The 21889-nt window shown below is 44.2% G+C and carries 21 protein-coding genes; 20 read left to right on the plus strand and 1 reads right to left on the minus strand.

The genetic code is table 11. The annotated features are described in order from the left end of the window. The first annotated feature begins 24 nt into the window (after positions 1–24). From ACZ5KY_RS07305 to tatC, 15 genes are all read left to right on the plus strand, one after another. Entirely contained in the window at positions 25–1371 is a 1347-nt protein-coding gene (locus ACZ5KY_RS07305) for a CpaF family protein (RefSeq protein ID WP_464243234.1), read from the plus strand. Positions 1372–1382: 11 nt separating this feature from the next. Further along, positions 1383–2357, plus strand: a complete 975-nt coding sequence (locus ACZ5KY_RS07310) for a type II secretion system F family protein (protein ID WP_464243235.1) — start codon at positions 1383–1385, stop codon at positions 2355–2357. 8 nt (positions 2358–2365) lie between these two features. Further along, the gene (locus tag ACZ5KY_RS07315) at positions 2366–3346 is read left to right on the plus strand and encodes a type II secretion system F family protein (protein WP_464243236.1); all 981 of its coding nucleotides are present in this window, start codon (positions 2366–2368) and stop codon (positions 3344–3346) included. Positions 3347–3640: 294 nt separating this feature from the next. Continuing rightward, the gene (locus ACZ5KY_RS07320; RefSeq protein ID WP_464243237.1) at positions 3641–4369 is read left to right on the plus strand and encodes a tetratricopeptide repeat protein; all 729 of its coding nucleotides are present in this window, start codon (positions 3641–3643) and stop codon (positions 4367–4369) included. A 253-nt stretch (positions 4370–4622) separates the two neighbouring features. After that, positions 4623–5075, plus strand: a complete 453-nt coding sequence (locus ACZ5KY_RS07325) for an SH3 domain-containing protein (RefSeq protein WP_464243238.1) — start codon at positions 4623–4625, stop codon at positions 5073–5075. Between the two features lie 123 nt (positions 5076–5198). Further along, complete coding sequence (locus ACZ5KY_RS07330) at positions 5199–6560, plus strand: sigma-54 interaction domain-containing protein (RefSeq protein ID WP_464243239.1); 1362 nt, start codon at positions 5199–5201, stop codon at positions 6558–6560. A gap of 278 nt (positions 6561–6838) precedes the next feature. After that, positions 6839–8086 (plus strand): alginate export family protein, encoded by a 1248-nt coding sequence (locus ACZ5KY_RS07335; RefSeq protein ID WP_464243240.1) that lies wholly within the window; start codon positions 6839–6841, stop codon positions 8084–8086. A gap of 212 nt (positions 8087–8298) precedes the next feature. Then, positions 8299–8826, plus strand: coding sequence for a cytochrome c nitrite reductase small subunit (gene nrfH, locus ACZ5KY_RS07340; RefSeq protein WP_464243241.1), 528 nt, complete (start codon positions 8299–8301; stop codon positions 8824–8826). 24 nt (positions 8827–8850) lie between these two features. Next, positions 8851–10353: an ammonia-forming cytochrome c nitrite reductase gene (nrfA, locus tag ACZ5KY_RS07345; protein ID WP_464243242.1), complete on the plus strand. Its 1503-nt coding sequence runs from the start codon at positions 8851–8853 to the stop codon at positions 10351–10353. 496 nt (positions 10354–10849) lie between these two features. After that, positions 10850–12796, plus strand: a complete 1947-nt coding sequence (locus ACZ5KY_RS07350; RefSeq protein ID WP_464243243.1) for a TonB-dependent receptor plug domain-containing protein — start codon at positions 10850–10852, stop codon at positions 12794–12796. Positions 12797–12875: 79 nt separating this feature from the next. Next, on the plus strand, positions 12876–14618 hold the full coding sequence (locus ACZ5KY_RS07355) for a nucleoside-triphosphatase (protein ID WP_464243244.1): 1743 nt from the start codon (positions 12876–12878) through the stop codon (positions 14616–14618). A 12-nt stretch (positions 14619–14630) separates the two neighbouring features. Next, entirely contained in the window at positions 14631–15269 is a 639-nt protein-coding gene (gene mobA / locus ACZ5KY_RS07360) for a molybdenum cofactor guanylyltransferase (protein WP_464243245.1), read from the plus strand. Then, positions 15257–15457 carry a twin-arginine translocase TatA/TatE family subunit gene (gene tatA / locus ACZ5KY_RS07365; RefSeq protein ID WP_464243246.1) on the plus strand — a complete coding sequence of 67 codons (201 nt, stop codon included), beginning with the start codon at positions 15257–15259 and terminating at the stop codon, positions 15455–15457. Before mobA ends, tatA begins: the two co-directional genes overlap by 13 nt. Before the next feature lie 50 nt (positions 15458–15507). Continuing rightward, positions 15508–15864, plus strand: a complete 357-nt coding sequence (locus ACZ5KY_RS07370) for a twin-arginine translocase TatA/TatE family subunit (protein WP_464243247.1) — start codon at positions 15508–15510, stop codon at positions 15862–15864. Further along, positions 15857–16600 (plus strand): twin-arginine translocase subunit TatC, encoded by a 744-nt coding sequence (gene tatC / locus ACZ5KY_RS07375; protein ID WP_464243248.1) that lies wholly within the window; start codon positions 15857–15859, stop codon positions 16598–16600. Before ACZ5KY_RS07370 ends, tatC begins: the two co-directional genes overlap by 8 nt. Positions 16601–16705: 105 nt before the next feature. Here the strand turns inward: tatC and ACZ5KY_RS07380 are convergent, their stop codons facing one another. Continuing rightward, on the minus strand, positions 16706–17896 hold the full coding sequence (locus ACZ5KY_RS07380; RefSeq protein WP_464243249.1) for an OmpA family protein: 1191 nt from the start codon (positions 17894–17896) through the stop codon (positions 16706–16708). A 335-nt stretch (positions 17897–18231) separates the two neighbouring features. On the opposite strand from ACZ5KY_RS07380, the gene ACZ5KY_RS07385 reads away from it, so the two are divergent. From ACZ5KY_RS07385 to ACZ5KY_RS07405, 5 genes are all read left to right on the plus strand, one after another. After that, positions 18232–19467, plus strand: a complete 1236-nt coding sequence (locus ACZ5KY_RS07385) for an ABC transporter substrate-binding protein (protein WP_464243250.1) — start codon at positions 18232–18234, stop codon at positions 19465–19467. A 3-nt stretch (positions 19468–19470) separates the two neighbouring features. Next, positions 19471–20184 carry a GTP-binding protein gene (locus ACZ5KY_RS07390; protein WP_464243251.1) on the plus strand — a complete coding sequence of 238 codons (714 nt, stop codon included), beginning with the start codon at positions 19471–19473 and terminating at the stop codon, positions 20182–20184. Beyond that, positions 20184–21182 (plus strand): ATP-binding cassette domain-containing protein, encoded by a 999-nt coding sequence (locus ACZ5KY_RS07395; protein ID WP_464243252.1) that lies wholly within the window; start codon positions 20184–20186, stop codon positions 21180–21182. The genes ACZ5KY_RS07390 and ACZ5KY_RS07395 overlap by 1 nt, the downstream gene beginning before the upstream one ends. 71 nt (positions 21183–21253) lie before the next feature. Continuing rightward, positions 21254–21496, plus strand: a complete 243-nt coding sequence (locus tag ACZ5KY_RS07400; RefSeq protein ID WP_464243253.1) for a hypothetical protein — start codon at positions 21254–21256, stop codon at positions 21494–21496. A gap of 2 nt (positions 21497–21498) precedes the next feature. Then, entirely contained in the window at positions 21499–21855 is a 357-nt protein-coding gene (locus ACZ5KY_RS07405) for a nitrous oxide-stimulated promoter family protein (RefSeq protein WP_464243254.1), read from the plus strand. The last annotated feature ends 34 nt before the right edge of the window (positions 21856–21889 follow it).

The following is a 21889-nucleotide window of genomic DNA, read 5'->3' on the forward strand; positions in this document are numbered from 1 at the left end:
TTATTCTGTCCTTAGGAGGTTAGCATGGCACTTCGCGATATTTTGTCCCAAAATAAAACAAATTCTGATGTTGTGAGGGCTAAGCCGACAACAAAGGATAACCATTATTATGAAATTAAACAAAAATTGCACACACAATTGGTTGAGGAAGCCAACCTTTCCATGCTGGATCAGATGGATGAGGATGATATCCGTAGTGAAATTGCACAAATCCTTGAGCACTATCTTCAGCAGGAGAAAGTTTTTGTCAATGAACAGGAACGAAAAGATCTTGTCGTTGAAATTGTCGATGAACTCGTTGGTTTTGGCCCCCTTGAGCCTTTTTTAAAAGATCCTGAGGTTTCAGATATTTTATGCAACAGTTACAAAAATATTTATGTTGAACGTCACGGGTTAATTGAAAAAACGAATGCACGATTTATTGACGATGCTCACCTTATGAACATTATCGATCGTATTGTTTCGAAGGTGGGACGTCGCATTGACGAATCAATGCCAATGGTTGATGCTCGACTGCCTGATGGCTCGCGTGTTAATGCCATTATCCCACCTCTGGCGATCGATGGGCCGAGCCTGTCTATTCGGCGATTTGCGGTAAACCCGCTACAAATGAATGATTTGATTGATTACAAATCATTACCCGCTCAATTAGCTAATTTTTTAGCTGGCTGCGTCAAGTGTAAGCTTAATGTCATGATCTCTGGTGGAACGGGATCGGGTAAAACCACTTTTCTCAACATCCTTTCCGCTTATATCCCTGATAACGAACGGATTATTACCATTGAGGATTCAGCCGAGCTGCAGTTGCAGCAAGATCACGTGGTGCGGCTTGAGACTCGTCCGACAAGTATTGAAGGGACAGGAGAGATTACGCCACGTGATTTGGTGCGAAATAGTTTACGCATGCGGCCAGATCGAATCATCATTGGTGAGGTTCGTGGTGCCGAAGCGTTTGACATGCTGCAAGCGATGAATACAGGGCATGAAGGCTCTTTGACAACCATTCATGCGAATACGCCACGTGATTCTTTGACGCGGCTTGAGTCCATGGTTTTGATGACAGGCATTCGACTGCCCGAGGGCGCATTGCGTTTTATGGTTGCTTCAGCACTTGATATGATCATACAAATTTCACGTTTAAGTGACGGAACAAGAAAGGTTACCTCTATCAGTGAAGTGGTTGGGATGGAGGGTTCAGTCATTACGTTGCAAGACTTGTTTGTTTTTGAAAAACAGGGAGTTGACCAAAATGGTGCAGTAAGAGGGTGCTTTAAATCAACGGGGATTCGACCGCAGTTTGCCGACAAATTAGAACTTGCTGGCATTACGGTGAGCGAGGACCTGTTCAATAGTAACCGCTACTACGAGTAGAGGAGGGTGGTATGGACCAGCAAACGATATTGATGATGACCATTTTTTTGTGCACAGTAGCTTTTGCTGTGGGTCTGTTTTATCTCGTAAAAGAAAGTCAATTTGCTGAAAAACGGACAATGAAAAAGCGGCTTTTATATATTTCTGCCGGTGGACAACACGGGCATGAAAGGCTTTCTGTTTACCGAAATAGGGTTCTACGTGATGTGGGGGTCATGGAGCGTTTCCTGTTAACACTACCTCGATTAAGTTCATTGGATAACCTGTTACTAAAAGTTCACATGCCATTAAATGCGAGTGGTTTTGTTGTGATTAGCTTGCTTTTGGGGTGCTCAGGTCTTTTGATTGGTTGGCATTTTTTACCGCAAAAAGGTTTGGCCGTTGTTGTCGGTGGCCTGTTGCTAGGTGTGCCATACATGATGTTGAAATTCGCAGAGCAAAAATATTTTGACGACTTTCAAGAGCAGTTGCCAGAAGCGCTTGACCTCACTTCACGAGCGTTAAGCTCAGGTCATGCACTCGTGTCAGGGCTTGAAATGGTTGCGACTGAAATGAGTGATCCGATTCGAACTGAGTTTTCAGTAGTGGTTGATGAAATAGGTCTTGGATTAACAATGAAGGAGGCACTCGACAATTTGTGCGCACGAATAAATAGCATGGATCTACGTTTTTTTGCGATTGCAGTATTGGTGCAAAAAGATACTGGGGGCAACCTGACTGAAGTTCTTGAGCAGATCAGTAAGTTGATTAGGGAGCGTACCGTTTTTGATCGCCAAGTAAAAACATTGACCGCCGAGGGACGACTTTCAGGGATCATATTGGTCCTCCTGCCATTATTGATGTTCGGTTATATCTACATGGCAAACTATGAATATGTCTCTTTGTTGTGGACTGAAGAGCTTGGCCACTACATGGTGATTGGGGCTGTGATATCGCAGATTCTTGGAGCCTACCTGATCAAACGAATTGTGGCAATTGAACTGTAGGAGGGCACATGAGTTATCTGCTGAATGGTTATTATCTAGTTATTGAAAATCTAAACTATTACGGCATGCTATTGCTTGTTTTCCTTGCTGTAGTAAGTGTTCTGCTCGGCCTTTACTTTGTGTTTAACCGCCAAAGTGATGTGAAGCAAAGGCTTGGCCGCTTTGTCCATCAGCAAGATGATGTTGATCTTTCTAGGCCAAGGCTGGTCGCAGAACAGAATGGTTTTGTAACGAAAGTCGTCAAACCATTACATGATCTGGTTGCGCCGACTGAAAATGAGACTAAAAAAAAGTTACGGTTGAAATTAATACAAGGGGGCTTTCGCTCAGAAAGGGCCGTGCAAAATTATTTAGCATTGAAAATTGTTTTGGCCGCCCTGTTGCCTAGTGCATTTCTATTTGCTCGTTATTTCTATAGTTTTTCGGCTCAGGTTGTTGCCGTGGCAGCCTGTTTGACCCTAACGGGATTCTTTTTACCAAATATTGTACTTTACTATCGAACGAAGTCGCGCAAACAGAATATTTCAAAAGCATTACCCGATGCTCTTGACCTGATGGTTGTGTGTGTGGAAGCGGGCCTTGGTTTGGATATGACTTTTAAGCGGGTTGGGATTGAGATTCGTCCCATCAGTGCAGATCTCAGCGATGAATTTAACTTAACAAATTTGGAAGCGAGTGCTGGTCGACCACGAGATGAAAACTATAAAAATATGGCTGAGAGAACAGGTGTTGCCGAAGTCAGTAATTTAATGACTCTACTCATTCAAACCAATCGTTTTGGAACAAGCCTCGCAAAAACTCTGCGCATTCATGCCGAGGCGATGCGAATTAAGCGGCGACAACTTGCTGAAGAAAGAGCTGCTAAGGCAGCCGTTAAGCTTGTTATTCCGCTGGTGTTTTTTATTTTCCCAGCATTGTTTGTGGTGCTCCTTGGTCCGGCCGCTATTCGGGTTATAACAATCTTGTTACCTGTTTTAGGTGGCGAGTAATGCACAGCGTGATTTTTAAGCGTTGAAGTTGTCTTTAGCAAAGGAGGTTACTCATTGATGTTAATTGCCCCCCTAAAAATATTTTTAATAACATTATTACCAGTTTTTCGCAGAACCCTTTTTTTAGCACTTCTTCTTAGCATCCTTTTGTCATTGTGTTGTTGTACCAAATCGGTCAGATCGTACAGTTCTCAGTGGCCAGACGCCGCGATTGATTCATTGAATAGTGAGAAAAACAGTGAAAAAAAATTGGATGATTTGTCTATCGAACAATTAATATTTAGAGGCAATGATGTGCTAGCTAAAGGGAATGAGAGTCTGGCGCGTATTTATTACGCAATGGCCATCAATAAAAACCCTGAGTCCGCAGCGGCATTAACGGGGGTAGGAAATATTTTCTTTCGCAATGGAGCTTTTAAACCCGCTACTCAAGCGTATGAACGTGCGCTAGAAAAAGATTCCGACTATAGCCTAGCAATGTTAGCTCTTGCACGCGTTCACCGTGTTCAAGGTAATTATTCTGAAGCCATTGAAGTTTTAACTAAGGCACTAACGAATAATGAACAAAATGTCGAAGTGTTGACGGAATTAGCCATGAGTTACGATAACTCTGGTCATGCTGAAATGGCTGAACCTCTGTATCGTCAAGTGGTTTCATTGCAACCACAAACCGCATCTTGTTACAACAATCTTGGTTTTAATTTGATGTTACAAGGAGATTATTCTGAGGCAATTTCGGTACTGAGTCGTTCTTTAACGATTCAACCACAGAATGTGCATGCGCAGAATAATCTCGCTATTGCCTATGCTCTAAGTGGTAATGAGGAACGAGCAATCCGCTTATTTACAAGCGCATCAGATAAGGCCATTGCGTACAATAATATTGGCTATTTACTGATGGAAACTGGGGAGTGGAACCGTGCCGAACATGCGTTTAAAAGTGCCCTTGAACTTAATCCACGGTTTTATGTCCGTGCACAGAATAATTTAGATCAACTTAATCGGATGAAGCTCGCTAATTGATGCGATGGTTTCGATGAATAGACGGAGCTGGTGATAATTCCTAAGCTAATGCGTGGCCCTGAATCAGTGCGCACCCGATTGAAGAGAGTAAGGTCTGAACCACTTAAAAAATCTGAACTCGTTCCTTAACCCACAGGTGGCGCTATGATTTTAAGAATATAATTATGCATTCCAACGGTTTGCATACTTTGCCCGCATTGTGAGTACTGATGCAAAGCAATGAGAGTAACATTCCTAAATTGAAGGAGGTTGTATGAAATATCTGGCTGCACTAGTTATGTTACTGATGTTGAGTAGTCTATGTCAGGCGAAAGTTGTGTCTGTCAATGTTGAAACTGCGGATATCTTTAGCGCTCCCGTCGAATCTTTTGGTTACGTCGTATTGCAGGTTCCTCGGTATTATCCATTGCTGTCGGATTCCGAAGAGAATGGTTTTTGTCAGGTTAGTGATTTTTTGGGGCGCACAGGATGGATTCGCACTGTGCAAGTCAATGTCACACCAAGTGTCGTGATCGCAGTAAAAATGGCAAATATTCGAGAAAATCCAGGAACAAATCACCGCATTGTTTTCAAGTCTGCTAAAGGTGTCGCCTTTAGAATTGTTGATGAAAATAATGATTGGTTCAGTGTTGTGCATGAAAGTGGAAAACGAGGTTGGATCGCCAAGTCTCTTACTTGGGGGGCGAATGGCATAACCCGAGACTAATTAAATAATCGAGGAATACGTTGCGACCATGGCGCGCCAAATGTTTACAGGCTTCAACATCTTGACAGGGTGTGTTGTAGCCTGTACTTTTGTTACCTAAAGTAAACATTTGGAGGTGCGCTAATGTCCTTTTGTTCTATTTACCAATCAATCATCGAAGAGATGTCTGAGGGTGTAGTTTTTCTCGATGAAAACGATATCATCCGTATTTGTAATCCTGCTGCAGAGAGTGTTCGCCGCGTTAAGGCAGACAGAATCCTTGGTAAAAGTATTTTATCTCTCCATCCCCCCCGTATGCATCATCGAATTCGTGAACTTATTGAAAGCCTGAAAAGTGGTAAAATCTCTTCAGGTAATCGAATTGTTAACGCACAAAAGCGTTTTTTTTCAAATTCATACACCGCTATTCGTTCCCCAGAGGGATTGTTTCTTGGAACGTTATTGATCAGTCGCGATGTTACCGAACAGAAACGTTTGCTCGTTGAGAATGAATCTTTAAAAAATCCGGCTGATCAAGATAAGATGAAGTGCCTTGTGGTGAAAAGCGAAGCTGCTCAAAAGGTCATGGAGATGGCTACGACCTTAGGGGCGATTGATTCAACGGTCTTGGTTAGTGGTGAAAACGGAACAGGTAAAGAATGTGTGGTTGAATTATTGCATCAACATAGTGTCCGTCGTAATGGTCCATTGATACGTGTCAATTGCGCGGCCTTACCTGAAAATTTAATTGAATCTGAATTGTTTGGTTATGCAAAGGGGGCTTTTACTGGCGCCAATGAAAACCGTAAAGGCAAGTTCGAATTGGCCCATGGAGGCACACTTTTTTTAGATGAGATCGGTGACTTGCCATTAGCTGCACAAGCTAAGTTGCTTCGAGTCATTCAAAGTCGGACAGTTCAACCTATTGGTTGTAAGAGTGAAGTTTCGGTCGATGTTCGGATTGTGGCAGCGACAAACCATGTTTTAGCTGATGATGTTGCGAGTGGCAAGTTTCGCGAAGACCTTTTTTACCGTTTGAATGTTATTCAGATTGAAGTCCCTCCTTTACGTGAGCGGGTTGATGATATCGAGCCATTAGCACAGATGTTTTTGGAGAATTTTTCTCAAAAAATGAATAAACCCACCTGTCGATTATCGCAATCAACTCTCGATATTCTCCTTGGATGCCGTTTTCCAGGTAATGTTCGTCAGTTAGAACATGCCATGGAGCGCGCAGTAGCCTTGAGTTCAGGTGAATTAATCCTCCCTGATGACCTACCGCGTGATCTATTGAAACTATCAGATTCGTCTTCAGGTTTTAGATATCAAAGTGGTCACAAACTTAAAGAAGCTGTAAGTTTTTTTGAACGCGAATATATTGCACAGGCGTTGAAATCGTGTGACGATAAGAAAGGTGAAACCGCCCAGTTGCTCGGAATTTCGAGAAAAAGTCTCTGGGAAAAGGTTCAACGTTATCATTTAGATGACGACGTTACCTCTGGGTAACGTCAAAATGGCAATTTTGTTACTGTTTGGTATCGTTTGCCGTTCTGTAAGTTGGTTTGAAATGCCATTGTAGATCTTTATCTCTTATTCCCTTGTGTTTACAGGTAGTTATTGGCCTTTGGCACAGTCAGTGTAGATAGTATACGAAGACTGTGCAAACGCACGGTTGTTGACCGATCTTTGACGCGCCTTTGCTTGCTCTTTGCAAATTGTACGTTAGGCTTAGATGTCGGCCAGCCACTATTAATTATTGGGTTTAATTGAGAGGAGAATGGCGAATGAGTAAACTGTTGCGTTTTTTTGTTGTACTAGGGGTGATTTTTTTAGGCTGGTCTTCAGTGTCCAGTGCAACGGTATTAGATGATTTTACAACTGCAATAAAGAGTGGTAAAGCAGATCTTGATGTCTTAGCGAGTTATGAGTATAAAAATCGTGATGATGCAACTAGTCCTGGTAAGCAGTTCAGTCTTCGTACACGCATTGGCTACCGTACGGGATCATTTTATGATTTTGAAGCTTATGCCCAATTCCATAACCTAACCAACCTTCAAGAAGATTTTCGCTTTAAGCAAGATGGTTCATTTCATGGCGATTTAGATCGCGATATTATTGCCGATCCTGATGGGAACCGTCTTTATAAAGCATTTATTGATTATAAAGGTATTTCCAACACGTTGGTTCGTGCAGGTCGTCAAGAGATCATTCTTGATGATGCACGTTTGTTGGGTAATATTGGTTGGCGTCTGAACGGACAATCGTTCGATGCTGTTTCAGTGACCAATACATCGATTAAAGATCTTAAAGTTTTTGCTTCGTATGTAAATCAAGTCAATGATATCTTTTTAACTCATACAGACCTAGACCATTTCTATCTTCTTAATGCGAAATATTCCCCATTTGAGAAACACTCACTCTCTGGTTTCGTCTATCTTCTCGATACTGAAAGTACTGCTGATACGGCTCGCGATTCAGCGACATACGGTTTCCGCTTTGTTGGTAAGCCAGCTCCGTTTGATTACTATATAGATTATACCCACCAGTCAGATTTTGCTGATGGCGAAAATCACGATGCCGATATGCTAAATGTTTATCTTGGCATGCAGATCGCTAAGGTTAATGTCGGTGCTGGTTATTCTTATATCTCGGGTAAAGATGGTCAAGATCGTGGCTTTGATACTTTGTTTAGTACCGCGCATAAATTTAATGGTTTTGCTGACCTCTTTTTGGCAACCAACGGTGGTGGTTTACTGGGTGGTTTAGAGGATTATTATGTAAAAGCCAACACCAAGCTGTTTGGTTGTAAGTTAGTTGCTGTCTATCACTACTTTGATACTGTTGAAGATGATGCTTTTGATGGCACATACGGTGATGAAATTGATCTCGTTTTAGTTAAATCGATCAATGAAAATATCAAGCTTTTAATTAAGTATGCTAACTTTATGCAAGATGATGATGCCTCTAACGGCGTCGCTAATCCAACTGTAGATACTGAAATTTTGACTGCACGGTTACAGTACACGTTTTAATGGCAGGTTTTCTCTCCCGCTCCAATTGAAGAGGGAGAGAAAACGCTGAATCTTTAATCCAATAAGTGAACTACCGATTCGGCTTTAGCGGACTTTACCGCAGCTATGAACCCTCAAGGGAGGTGAGGCAATGTATCACTGGCGAAGAGCAATGCTGGATCAAGACTTAATGTTCGCGAAACAGAAACGTTCCACTACTCAAAAGGCTGCTTATGAAAAATAGTAACGTTATGAGGTATGTAGCAACCTGTTGTGTTGTGGCAGTGATTGGACTGTTTTTATATATAGTCTATGAATCTAAGATGCTGTCCTATCTTTCCGGAGACCCCAAGGTCTGCATCAACTGTCACACCATGAACACCCATTATGCAACTTGGCAGCATAGCTCTCATCGCGAGCAAGCCAGCTGTATTGACTGCCATCTGCCGCGAGATTCGTTTGCCAACAAGATGCTGGCTAAGTCTAAAGATGGCTTTAACCATTCCATGGCCATGACTTTCAGGACTTATGGTTACAACCTACGCATTACTGATGATGCCGCTGATCGGATACAAAATAATTGTATTTCATGCCATGCAGAAGCTGTATCGCAAATGCAGATGAACAGCCAGTTGTACCGTCAGTTTGATGATGCCGTACCTATGGGTCGCCGTTGCTGGGACTGCCACCGGATGGTGCCTCATGGTCGTACCCGCAACCTAACGACAACACAGCATAATTTAGGTGTCAAAGAACTTTAGAAGACCCAACTAGGAGATGAATCTATGAAAAGATCAACATTCGTGACAATTGCCTCTGTGGTCATATTGGTCCCCATGCTGATGCTGGCGTTCTCGATTAAGGGGAATAAGGCGGAGCAAGAGGTGATCAATGCTGTACCTGAAATCGCGGAATTGGAGCCAAAGAGTGCTGAGTGGGGTAGATATTATCCTCGACAGTATGATTCTTATCTCGAAACTCGTAAGAGCGATGAGATTAAAGATGTTTTGCAGCAGGATCCAAATTTAGTTGTAATGTGGGCTGGTTACGGCTTCTCCAAGGACTACAATGCTCCCCGAGGGCACTACTATATTTTGGAAGACAATATTAACTCTCTGCGTACGGGAGCCCCTGTGGATCAAAAAACAGGTCCAATGCCTACTGCTTGCTGGACCTGTAAATCGCCAGATGTACCACGGCTGATCGAAGAGAAGGGTGAACTCGACTTTTTTACTGGTAAGTGGGCCCGTTGGGGCAGTGAGATTGTCAACCCTGTTGGCTGCGCTGATTGCCATGACAACGAGACTATGAAGTTGACTGTCACTCGCGATTACCTCAAGCGTGCTCTTGATGCTGAAGGTAGTGCGCCGTTTGCTGATGCCAATCATCAAGATATGCGCACGTTGGTCTGTGTTCAGTGCCACGTCGAGTACTACTTTAAGAAAACTAAGTGGACCGATCCAACTGGTGCCGAGCAGACAGCTGCTGTTGTTACTTTACCTTGGGACAACGGTTTGTCCGCCGAGGATATTGAGAGCTACTACGATGAGCGTGAGTTCGCTGACTGGACTCATAAGTTGAGTAGAACTCCGATGCTTAAGGCTCAGCACCCCGGCTATGAAACGTTCAAAACTGGTATTCACGGCCAAAACAATCTAGCCTGTGCTGATTGCCATATGCCATATGTGCGCGAAGGTGGTGTTAAGTACTCCAGCCATAAAATTGGTAGCCCATTGGAAAATATCCAAAACACCTGTCTGAATTGCCATGGTGAGACTGAGCAGGAGTTCAAGGACATCATTGCTCGTAAATTAGAGCGCAAGAACGAGTTGGCAGGTATTGCGACTGAAATTTTAGCTCTGGCGCACCTTGAAGCAGCCAAAGCCTGGGAGTTAGGCGCTACTGAAGATGAGATGAAGCTAGCGTTGACGGATATTCGCCATGGTCAATGGCGTTGGGATTTTGCTGTTGCTGCTCACGGCGGTTTCTTCCATGCACCAGAAGAGACTCTACGTATTCTTGGTAGTGCTATTAACAAGGCCCAGGACGCTCGTTTGAAATTGCGTATCATCTTGGCTAAGTATGATGCTGTTGATTACGTGGCACCTGGTTATGCTACCAAGGAAGAAGCTCAGGAGTTGATTGGTTTGCCAATGGATGAGCTGGTTAATGCTAAGAAAAAGTTCCTCGGTACCTTGCGTGAAGAATGGGTAAGAGAAGCGGCGACTCAAGGGATCTATGACCCTGCGACTCGTGTGAAGGAGTTCAGTACGTCTTATAGTGAATAGGCGTTAGAACACCTCTGTATGCTTAAGGGCCCTGTCTGTACCATACAGACAGGGCCCTTTTGTTTTTTGCGACAAACCTGTTTACTGGACGATCGGCCTGTTCGTAAATATGATGTCATGACCGGTTCAAGTTATGCGTGTTGTGTTGAGTGGACAACACGAGTTAGCTGGTGGTAAGAAAAACATTAATGATTGTGTTGGCGTCCGTGGATTTGATGAGCATTGCACCGTTGTTAAGGTGATAGGTTCAGCGCCTCTGATCTGATCGAGGAAGGGGGCGGAAGCCGTTTCATGTGATATTAATGTTTGAGAAGCTGTTGTTTCATGGTGGCATAGACCCTTATGGAGTAATACAGCACTGTCAGTGCCCGGACTTTAGTATTTGCGGCGAAAGTTTTCATGGCAAAGTGTGTTGTTTGGTGGGATAAACGGTGACATGTTATGAAGTGTAATTGTCGACTAGGTTTGATGGTGCTCGCATATTGTTGGAGGTTCTATGGTTAGAAGGACAGGATTGATTTGGTGTGCAATTTGTCTTCTTTGCAGCCATTTCGTTCACGCTGAAACCTTTACTTTAGGGGAGATTGTTGTAAAAAATAGCCGTCAAACCATCACTCAAATTGCCGCAGTGGATGAGATGTCACAGGAGAAATTGCACCAACGAGGTGTTCGTACCCTCGGTGAGGCGATTTCAACATTGCCTGGAGTTTATACGAACGTTGGTCGGCGCAATGAATTAACATTTAACCTTCGCGGTTTTGAACAACGCCAAGTCCCTGTTTTGCTTGATGGAATTGCATTGATGGTTCCCTATGATGGTTTTATTGATAGTGGCAGTTTACCCATCGATAGTTTGGCAAAAATCACTGTTACTCGGGGAAATAGTTCGGTTCTTTATGGTGGCACCGCCATGGGCGGCGTAGTCAACATGGTGAGTGCAAAACCGGAGCGACCTTTAGAGATCTCAGTAGATGGTGGTATTGAAGAACGGGGAACGGCGTGGGGCCATGCGCGCATCGCTAGTCGTCAAGACAGGTACTATCTTAGTGCCGACTATGGCTACAGCGATAGCGATAATTTTCGCTTATCCGATGATTATGGTAAACATGAAAATGAGAATGGTGGTGTACGACAAAATAGCGATCGGCAACGGGAAAATATCGCTATTAAGGTCGGTTATGAACCTGCACAAGGGCATGAATATGCCATCGGAATTCATCATGTTGATAGTGAGTGGGGTCTGCCAACCATTGATGAGGGCTGGGGGCGTTATTGGCGTTTTAGTACGTGGCAACGAACAACAGGTTATCTGACGGGTAAAAGTCAATTAGGCGACTTCGGAACGCTTCACAGTCGTTTTTTCTATGACACCTTTGATAATGTTTTAGATTCGTATGACGATGATAACTTTACCAGTCAAACACGCAAATACGCCTTTCATAGTACTTATGATGATCATAGCTATGGTGGTAATTTAACCTTTCGTCCGAATCTTTTACCCGATCACGATACCGCCGTGGCAGTGCATTACCGTCGGGACACCCATCGTTCACAATCTGATCGCGGTGAAGCCTGGCTGAAAAGTCGCAGCGAACAATACTCGTGTGCCATAGAAGATAATTTTAGTCTCAGCGACACCCTGTCCATGGTGATTGGTTTAAGTTATGACCAGCAACGACCTTTGACCGAATCAACTGATTTTGATCGTCAAAGTGAGGATGCGTGGAATCCGCTGGTTGGCTTAAATTGGCAACTGGGTCTCACAACGCGGAGTTGGTTTTCCGTCGCAAAGAAAGTTCGCTTCCCGAGCTTAAAAGAACTGTATTCAGGACTAGAAAGTACTCGGACACTCTCAAATGAAGAACTTAATCAGGAGCAGGGCCTCAACTATGAACTGGGATTTGAGCATTTTTTTAGTGATGATTTGATTGCTCAGCTCAGCGTCTTCTATTCGAAAATAGATGACCTTATCGAAAGTGAGCCTGTCGGTGCAGGGGTAGAACAGCTACAAAATGTTGGTGAAGCGCGTTATGTCGGTACTGAAGTCTCATTACGCTACCATAGCGACGCAGGGCACGAATTCACTAGCCATTATACCTTTCTTGATGCCAGTAACCGTTCTGCACAGCGTAGTAGTGACCATCTCCCGTACCGTTCACGGCATAAGTTTAATGTTTCTGTCACGTGGCAGTTGCCTGCTGCGATGAATCTCGTCACACAGGCCCAGTGGAACAGTCGTCGTCATTATCAAGATAGTACGACCTTCGATTGGCAAACAACCGATGACTATTGGTTGTGCAATGCGCAGTTAAATTGTCCTATTACTGCTAATATTCAATGGAACTTAGGTGTTCGCAACCTCCTTGATGCGGAGTACCAATTGGAAGCGGGATTCCCGCAGCCCGGGCGTCAACTTTATACTGGTTTGCGAGTTACCTTTTAGAGTGCGGTCAACGTGTCAGTTTGATAAGAATGACACCAAAGAATCACAATGGCTCTATTTGTTTAGTAGAGGATAACCTATGGCAAAAAAACTTGATGATTTGTGGTTAAAGGCAGCTGTCGGTGGCAGTTTGTGGGCATGCGTCGAGATTGTTCTGGGCAGTTTTTTGCATAATTTACATCTTCCTTTTGCCGGCAGCTTTCTTACTGCCGTAGCTCTTGTTTTTCTTGTTGCCCTCATTCAAATATGGCCAGAAAAAGGACTCGTTTGGCGTGCCGGTGTTGTCTGTGCCATGATGAAGTCGCTTTCGCCGGGAGCGGTAATTTTCGGGCCCATGGTGGCAATTATAGCTGAGGCGTTTTTGTTTGAAACAGGCATTCGTTTACTTGGCCGAAACAGGATTGGATGCCTCGTCGCAGGATGCCTGGCGATGTTGTGGCTACCGGTACAAAAAGTTGGAAGACTGTTGGTTTTTTATGGTCGCGACATGATCGACCTCTATTTGGAGATGCTGGCTCATCTTCAACAACGGCTCTCGCTGATGTGGGTTGAGCCGCAGCATTTTTTTATTGTCGTTGTTATGATCTACCTGTTATTGGCCGTTGTTGCTGTCACCATTGGTTGGCGCTTGGGGCAACGATTGAAGGGGCTACGGCCGATTGAGGTCGACCCATCACCCGAAGCGATGCCAACAAAACGGATCACATCACCCGTACAATGGTCATTTCTCTGGCTAATAGGCCATTTTGTTGCTGTTGTGTATGGGTTATGGTTGTTTTCTTCAGCACCGTTTATTTACGGAGCTGTGTTTTGTCTCGTCTATAGCAGTATCTGTGTGTATCGCTACCGAAACGCGTACCGTCGTTTTTGTAAACCTGGTTTTTGGGTTGTATTTATCTTGATCACAGTCTTAGCGGGTCTATTCTTAGGGACACTCCATGACCCTCAGTTGAGTTTTAAATGGCAAAGCATTCTGATTGGTTTAAAGATGAATTTACGTGCGCTATTACTTCTTGCCACGTTCACTGCGCTGGGAGTGGAACTTGGTAATCCACGGATCAAACAACAGTTGCAGGTGCGCGGATTAGGTCAATTTTCAGCAGCACTAGAATTATCGTTTCGGGTGATGCCACAGATGTTGGGCTCGTTGATGGCCCACCATCTTCCGTTGCGATCACCGTTACAGGTGCTGGCACAAATGTTGCGCCAGATGGATAGCTGGTTAGAGCAGTTTCGGCAACAGTGTCAAAGTGATTCAGTTTGTTTACTAGTTGGAGATCGCGGTTGTGGTAAAACCTCAATGGTGCAAATGTTAGTCGCTGAACTTGAATTAAGGGGCTATACCATTGGTGGCCTTGTGGCTAAAGGGCTATGGCGCGATAGTGAGCGCTATGGGTTTGATTTAGTCAATTTGAAGACAAAGCAGAGTTGTCCACTGTGTCGGCGCGATGTAGAAAACGCTGTGTCGAACCATGGTCCCTATGGTTTTTTTGAAGAAGGTCTTCAGTTCGGTGCTGCCGCATTAAATGTTGAGGTTCTCGACGGAGTTGATCTTGTTATTGTCGATGAAATTGGCCCTCTCGAACTTCGCGGCGAAGGATGGGCTGAGTCTTTGACGAGCCTTTTCGACCAAAGGTCGTGTCCGATGATTTTGACCGTACGCAGTCGCTTAAGCCAGCAGGTGGTCACAACATGGAACCTTGATCCTGTTACGTATTGGGATGCGACTCGTATCAGTGTTGCACAAATGATCGATGATCTCGATTTAAGCGGTGAGCCCATAATTGAAACCTCTGGCGTGGTGACCACCATTTGTCAATAAGGTGAAATGGTTATGACTGATAATTATTCAGATACTGTTACAGGGGTAATTCTCGCCGGTGGATTAAGTCGCCGCATGGGACAGGATAAACTGTTTCTTGATGTTGGCGGTGTGCCGTTGTTTGAGCGAGTACTCCAACCCATGCAACATCTATTTGGTCAAATAATGGTGATTGCTAACGAGCGTGATCCGTTTCGTTATTTTTCTTGTCCTGTGTATAAAGATATTTACCCCGGAAGTGCCTTAGGGGGCTTATTTACTGGCCTTTTTCACGCAAAAACACAATGGATTTTTGTTTCAGCTGGTGATCTCCCTTTTGTTAATGTGGAAGTGGTCAATTTTCTGTTATCATTAACTACTGAATGTGATGTTGTGGTTCCATACAGCGAAAAAGGTGCTGAGCCACTGTTTGCTTGTTATTCTAAAAATTGTTTGCCCGTTATGGAGCAAGCGTTGAAAAATTCTCAATTTAAAATTGTAGATCTTTTTGATACGTTAACTGTTTGCCACGTTCCCTTTAGTCAACTTGCTGATATTAAAGGGATTGAAAATGCGTTTATTAATTTAAATTGTCTTGACGATCTCTCTCTCAGTAATCAGTTGCTGACCTGTTGTGATAGCAATGAAAGGATCAATCTATGTTTGGATTAGGTTCACAAGAACTCATTATTATTCTCGTGATTGTTGTTGTGTTGTTTGGTGCTAAACGGTTGCCTCAATTAGGGGCGGGACTCGGCAAAGGGATTAAAAACTTTAAAAAAGGGATTAATTCTGACGATAATGATCCGGTTGATGATTCAAATGATAGGCTCGATGATTCAAATGACAAGGATTGTTAGCTTTAGTCAAAGCTTTATTTCATTGTAGTGTATCGATTTAGGGAGGGTTCATGTTTGGCATTGGAATGCCCGAATTGCTCGTCATTTTAGTGATTGCGATTATCTTCATTGGGCCAAGCAAGCTGCCGGATGTTGCTCGTGCGTTAGGTCGTGGTTTGCGTGAATTTCGCCGTGCTACCGATGATCTGAAGAATAGTATTGATCTAGAAGCGCACGTTGTTTCACCACAGCAACAACCTACGATTCATGGTCAACAAGAGCCTCAAGCTGAAGAAGCGGTTTCGGTGGTGGCAGCGAATGACGATCCTGTTAACGATGATGCACCAATAGGCGAAGTCATCTTGTCTGATGATACTTGTAGCGAACCAGAGGATAAGAAAACAACGACAGAGTCGAATCATGACTGAACCTGAACAACCATTTTTTAGTCATATGCGGGAACTTCGCCGGCGGTTGATTATTGGCGTTGTGGCGTGGTTGGTTGCTTTCATGGTTTGTTATAACTACGCGGAGTTGTTGTTTCAATTTATTGCTGAACCGGTTCGACAGGCCCTACCGGAAGGCAGCTCTCTTGTTTTTATTCATGCCACAGAACCCTTTTTCACATACCTTAAAGTGGCTGCGGTTGCGGGATTACTGGTTTCCTTACCTGTTTTACTCTGGCAACTGTGGATGTTTGTTGCCCCTGCCTTGTATCCCGGTGAAAAACGTCTCGCTGTGCCGTTTGTGTTGAGTAGCTGTTTGTGTTTTGCCGCTGGCACCTACTTTGGCTTTACCTTTGTTTTTCCTATAATCTTCACGTTTCTGATCAATTACGGTATTGGCGTCAGTGATGTCAAGGCGATGTTGTCGATTGGCGGTTACTTGAGTATGTCGACTCGGCTGTTGCTCGCCTTTGGTTTAGTGTTCGAGTTACCCATTGTGATCTTTTTTCTCGCCCGCCTCGGTATTGTTGATTACCACTGGCTGGCCCGTAACCGACGTTATGCCTTTTTACTGGCCTTTGTTGTAGGGGCGATGTTGACTCCGCCTGACCTGTTTTCTCAGGTCTCAATTGCGCTGCCATTTATTGTTCTTTACGAGGTGGGAGTGTGGGTTGCTCGGTTCTTTGGTAAGAAAAAAGAGGATGAACCTACGGAATAAATAGGAAGATATAGATCATAAAAAAGCCCGCTGAAAACTCAGCGGGCTTTTTGTTTGTCCGTCAACACGACATCTGAGATGTCGTGAGTCTGGTTTATTGCACGACTAGTTGTTGAACAAAGTTAATTCAACGCGTCGATTTTGTTGCTTGTTCGCAGCTGACGTATTTTCAACAGCAGGTTGGCTTTCGCCAAAGCCCTTAACAGTCACTTGCTCAACATTAATACCGTGGCTCGTAACGAGGTAGTCACATACCGCTTGTGCACGCTTTTGTGAAAGTTGTTGATTGTATAGCTCGCTACCATCGCTATCAGTGTGGCCAGCAATCATAACGGTTTCACTGGGATACTTATTGATAAAAGCCGCTGCACTAACCATGTCTTGGGTGTGTTGTGGCCGAATCGCATCCTTGTTCGTATCAAACTGAATCAAGAGTGTTAGGGTTAATTGGCAGCCATATTCGTCAACGTGTGCGCCTGGAGCAGAATTTGGGCAGCGGTCAACATTATCATAAACACCGTCGCCATCACTATCGACAGGAAGAGCACAGCCCTTGCTATCAACGGCTACACCCGCTGGGGTGGTTGGGCATTTATCAAACGTATCGTAAACACCGTCGTTGTCGCTATCAAGAGGGCAACCTTTGCTGTCTACACTAACACCTGATGGCGTGTTAGGACACTTATCCATCTCATCAAAGACGCCATCACCATCGCTGTCAACAGCTGGTTTTACTACTGGTGCAGGTTCTGGTGTCGCAACAGGAGCTGGTTTATCGCCGCCAAAATAGAAGACAAGACCGGCGCCATACATGACATTGTTTGGCTCACCGCTTGAAGCAAGCATGTGCCTTACTTCAGTATTGATCGCCATGTCCTCATTGATGAAATACTTTAGACCTGCACCATAGTTGACCTGTGAGAACAGGTCACTATCAGCATCGCTATCATCGATTAATAAACCACCAATTCCTGCAGCCAAGTAAGGGACAAGTCGTCCTTCTGGCATAAGGTGGTAGATTGCGCCGATAAATGCTGTTGTTGCATCGCTGTTAGCGCCGTTTTCTTCGTTAGCAAAGCTGACACGAAATTCACTACTAAGGTTGGCATTGTAGTTGTAACCGCCACCAAGGGAATAGTTGATTTCAGGATCGTATGAGCTACTTTCCATATCTAAGCCACCAACCATTGGGTTGATGTAGAAACGGCCTGCTTGTGATGACTGGTTTGCCTCACTTGCCAACAACATTGTTGGTAGGGTGCACAGCATTAGTGCAATAATGATCACTCTTTTCATGTTTCCTCCGTACTTGATTCAAGATTAATAAAAATGGCCATGTATGACATCGCCTATTACAAGAGAGTTCTCGTTCATCAGATCAATGGTTGTAAGCTAAGGGCCTGGTAATTAAAAACACATCATGTCCAAATTTGCCTGACAATTATAGTCATAGTTTTAAAGAAGTCAAACAGGTAATGAAAACTAATAATTGGTTGTAAGACAATGAGAACTGTCTCTGATAAGTGAGAGCGTACAATCGTCGAAATGTACAAAATGTCTTTTTTTTGATGTGTGTCAATTTTAAAAGAATACAGCTTCGGCATAGTCTGAATCAACAAAAGGAGATTATTGTGACGATACAGTTATCAATGACCATAAAAGAGATCGTTGAAGCATGGCCCGAAACGTTGGATGTGTTTATTGCGAATGGCTTTGAAAATTTAAAGGAGCCAAAAGTTCTTGAGAGTGTCGGTAAATTTCTTAAGCTCGAATCTGCACTGAATAATAAAGGCTATGCGGTTGATACCTTTGTTCAATTACTTGAAGATAAAGTGAACGAACAGCGCAACCAAGTTGATATTACCTTGGTAGAGAAGAAACTGGACGACTACGATATTGATGTAGCAGGTCTTTTGCCGTGTCCTGTCCGTGTTCCTCTCTTAGAGGCGTTCAATGCCTTTACCGATGACTACCAGCAGCGCAGTGGTTTTAAAACGCGTAGTCGCCTTGAGGCGGCCTCTGTGGGTGCCGATTGGATGGAAGAGAATATTAATAGTTTGACGAGCGCAAGTCAGTTGCCCGATCTTTTTATCTCGGCTGGGTTTGATACATTTTTTGATCCGAAAGGGATTGGCTTGTATCAACAGCAGGGGGCTTTCGAGGCTGTCGAGTTTACTGGTATCAATCGGGATTTTTCTGAAGTTGATCTGGTTGACCCGCGTCATGCTTATTCAATTGTTTCGGTCGTTCCTGCGGTATTTATGGTTGATAAACTTGAACTTGGTGACTTGCCCGTACCGCGGACATGGGCCGACTTGCTCAAGCCGATCTATGAAAAGAAGGTCGCTTTACCCGTTGGTGACTTTGATCTGTTTAATGCTATTTTGCTCAATATTCATAAAGAGTTTGGTGACGATGGTGTAAAACGCCTTGGTCGTTCAATGCTGCAGTCAATGCACCCTGCACAAATGGTTAAAGGGGCAGGGCGCGTTAAAGAGGACAAACCGTTAGTGACTATTTTGCCCTATTTCTTCACCCGTATGGCGAGTGCGATTAAGTCAGTAGAGATTGTCTGGCCAGAAGATGGTGCGATCATCAGCCCGATTTTTCTCCTTGCAAAGAAACAGAGTTTAGACAAGACTCGCGAAATTGCAGAATTTTTAGCCAGTAAAGCGGTCGGTGAGGTTCTCGCTCAAAAAGGGTTGTTCCCATCCTTGAACCCCGAAGTTGAGAATGTTTTACCAGAGAGTTTTCACGGGAACGCACCGTGGAAATGGTTAGGCTGGGATTACATCTACGACCACAATATTGCCGAGCTCATTTGTCACACCGATGCCATTTTTAATGCGGCAGCGACCCAGGAGTAGAGTATGAAATTTGTCACGGTATCAGGGCCACCTTCATCAGGGAAAACAGCGATCATCCTTCAAGCGATTGATGCCCTCAAGGAGCGTCGCTTTCAGATCGGTGTTGTTAAGTTTGATTGTCTGGTCACCGATGACGATAAGCTCTATCAAAAACGTGGTGTGCCGGTAAGAAAAGGGCTCTCGGGGGCATTATGTCCTGATCACTATTTTGTCAGCAATGTTGAAGCCTGTATGAAGTGGGGCTTAGAGCAAGATCTCGATATTCTTATCAGCGAAAGTGCTGGGTTGTGTAACCGCTGTTCTCCCCATATTAAAGATGTCACGGCCATTTGCGTCATTGACAACCTCAGCGGTATTGGCACACCGAAAAAAATCGGCCCGATGCTTAAAGCAGCTGATATCGTTGTGATAACCAAAGGCGATATCGTTTCGCAGGCAGAACGCGAAGTGTTTGCCTCACGGGTACGGCAGGTGAACCCAAAGGCTGTAATTATGAATGTCAATGGCATAACCGGCCAAGGCGCGTTTGAATTGTCAACGCTGTTAGCGCAAACAGAGGAGATCAACACCCTCAAAGGCAAATCTCTGCGTTTTTCTATGCCAGCGGCATTGTGCTCATACTGTTTAGGTGAAACGCGTATTGGCGATGAGTATCAAATGGGTAACGTACGCAAAATTGACTTGAGTTCAAAACCAACAGCTGAAGGGCCAAAATAATGAATGAACACCAGTTGTTAACAACACCCTTCAAGGAGCTGATCAATGAAGCGCCCTATCTTAAAGATTTTTTTGATTCTTTTGGCTTTGATGCGGTGAATCTTACGGGCACCGTTGAAGAGCTGTTTGCCGGGTTAAGTGACGATCACCTTGATGATATGGGGCTGACACTGGATCAATTGCGCACAGCTCTGCGTGACTACGTTGAGGGCATGGGTGCACTGCAGCAGGAAGTTGATACCGTAGCAAAGTTAACGATTCGTGGTGGTTTTAATAAAGACCGTGAAGCGGAAAACTTTGAACTCGATTTAATACCCGGACAAATAACCTGTATTGTTGGGCCCACTGGTTCGGGGAAAAGCCGTTTGCTGGCTGATATTGAATGGGTGGCTCAGGGAGATACTCCAACGGGGCGACATATCCTAATCAATGGTCAAGTTCCCGACGCCAAATGGCGCTTTTCCATTGAGCATAAGTTGGTGGCCCAGTTGTCGCAAAATATGAACTTTGTCATGGATTTGAGCGTCGAAGAATTTATTCGTATGCATGCTGAAAGTCGTTTTGTCGCCAACGTCGATGAGAAAATTACCGCAATTTTGGCTCAGGCTAACGAGCTAGCGGGTGAATCTTTCAGCGCTGATACACCGATCACCTCGCTCAGTGGTGGTCAATCTCGAGCATTGATGATTGCCGATACGGCAATTTTAAGTCGGTCACCTATCGTTTTAATTGATGAAATTGAAAATGCCGGAATCGACCGTAAGAAAGCGTTAGCTCTGTTGATTAAAGAGGAGAAAATTGTGTTGATGGCAACCCATGACCCGATTTTGGCCTTAATGGGTCAGCGCCGCTTGGTGATCAAAAATGGCGGAGTCGCTAAAATCATTGAAACAGGACAAGCCGAACGCGATAATCTAGAACAACTTGAAGTTCTCGACCGTAAATTGATGGCCCTACGTCATCGCATCCGTCAAGGTGAAACGCTCGAAACCATATAGTTATGTCGAACTTGACGACGGTGTGTTTAATATAACGCAATAATTTAAACAACAATAAAGGAGACTCACTCATGCACGATGGTTGCGCTGGAAACTTTTCATCAGGACTAGATGTCCTCAATAAAATTCGTTCAATGGAATTCAATACTCAGCCAATGCCGGCGGTCGTATCAATGACTTGCGAACAATGCCAAACTCCCTTTGTTATGGAAACATTTGAGGGACAATGCCCCGATTGCGGAATGGTTTACGCTGTGACACCTTGTCATGCCAGTGATCCATCTTCCATTCGTGCGGCAGGGATTAGGGTGTAATATTGGCTACGTCAGAGCAGAAAAAAAAGCAGCAGCGGATCGCAAAGGATGAAAAGGTTCTACGAGCCTTTATCTCGGCGTATTGTCAGATTCACCATCTTAGTGGTGGTGAGCAGTCTGATGGTGTGACCCATCGTGATCAAGGCCGTGAATATTGTTCAGAATGCTATGCGTTGTTACAGTATGCTTTACAGCGTAACGACCGTTGTCCGCTCGTACCAAAACCCGTTTGCCGCCACTGCACAGTGCATTGCTATAAGCCAGAGATGCGACAAAAAATACGTGAAGTAATGAAATTTAGTGGGATCTATTATGTTAAGCGCGGTCGGCTCGATTGGATTTGGCACTATTTCTTCTAACTGCCGGCCTTGCAGTACTTTCGAATAAATAAAA

Source organism: Desulfuromonas svalbardensis (assembly GCF_055389415.1).

Bases quoted from the DNA above. Each gene is read 5' to 3' on its own strand.
- ACZ5KY_RS07305 (WP_464243234.1), top strand. From the start codon at position 25: ATGGCACTTCGCGATATTTTGTCCCAAAATAAAACAAATTCTGATGTT.
- ACZ5KY_RS07310 (WP_464243235.1), top strand. From the start codon at position 1,383: ATGGACCAGCAAACGATATTGATGATGACCATTTTTTTGTGCACAGTA.
- ACZ5KY_RS07315 (WP_464243236.1), top strand. From the start codon at position 2,366: ATGAGTTATCTGCTGAATGGTTATTATCTAGTTATTGAAAATCTAAAC.
- ACZ5KY_RS07325 (WP_464243238.1), top strand. From the start codon at position 4,623: ATGAAATATCTGGCTGCACTAGTTATGTTACTGATGTTGAGTAGTCTA.
- ACZ5KY_RS07330 (WP_464243239.1), top strand. From the start codon at position 5,199: ATGTCCTTTTGTTCTATTTACCAATCAATCATCGAAGAGATGTCTGAG.
- ACZ5KY_RS07335 (WP_464243240.1), top strand. From the start codon at position 6,839: ATGAGTAAACTGTTGCGTTTTTTTGTTGTACTAGGGGTGATTTTTTTA.
- nrfH (WP_464243241.1), top strand. From the start codon at position 8,299: ATGAAAAATAGTAACGTTATGAGGTATGTAGCAACCTGTTGTGTTGTG.
- nrfA (WP_464243242.1), top strand. From the start codon at position 8,851: ATGAAAAGATCAACATTCGTGACAATTGCCTCTGTGGTCATATTGGTC.
- ACZ5KY_RS07350 (WP_464243243.1), top strand. From the start codon at position 10,850: ATGGTTAGAAGGACAGGATTGATTTGGTGTGCAATTTGTCTTCTTTGC.
- ACZ5KY_RS07355 (WP_464243244.1), top strand. From the start codon at position 12,876: ATGGCAAAAAAACTTGATGATTTGTGGTTAAAGGCAGCTGTCGGTGGC.
- mobA (WP_464243245.1), top strand. From the start codon at position 14,631: ATGACTGATAATTATTCAGATACTGTTACAGGGGTAATTCTCGCCGGT.
- tatA (WP_464243246.1), top strand. From the start codon at position 15,257: ATGTTTGGATTAGGTTCACAAGAACTCATTATTATTCTCGTGATTGTT.
- ACZ5KY_RS07370 (WP_464243247.1), top strand. From the start codon at position 15,508: ATGTTTGGCATTGGAATGCCCGAATTGCTCGTCATTTTAGTGATTGCG.
- tatC (WP_464243248.1), top strand. From the start codon at position 15,857: ATGACTGAACCTGAACAACCATTTTTTAGTCATATGCGGGAACTTCGC.
- ACZ5KY_RS07380 (WP_464243249.1), bottom strand. From the start codon at position 17,896: ATGAAAAGAGTGATCATTATTGCACTAATGCTGTGCACCCTACCAACA.
- ACZ5KY_RS07390 (WP_464243251.1), top strand. From the start codon at position 19,471: ATGAAATTTGTCACGGTATCAGGGCCACCTTCATCAGGGAAAACAGCG.
- ACZ5KY_RS07395 (WP_464243252.1), top strand. From the start codon at position 20,184: ATGAATGAACACCAGTTGTTAACAACACCCTTCAAGGAGCTGATCAAT.
- ACZ5KY_RS07400 (WP_464243253.1), top strand. From the start codon at position 21,254: ATGCACGATGGTTGCGCTGGAAACTTTTCATCAGGACTAGATGTCCTC.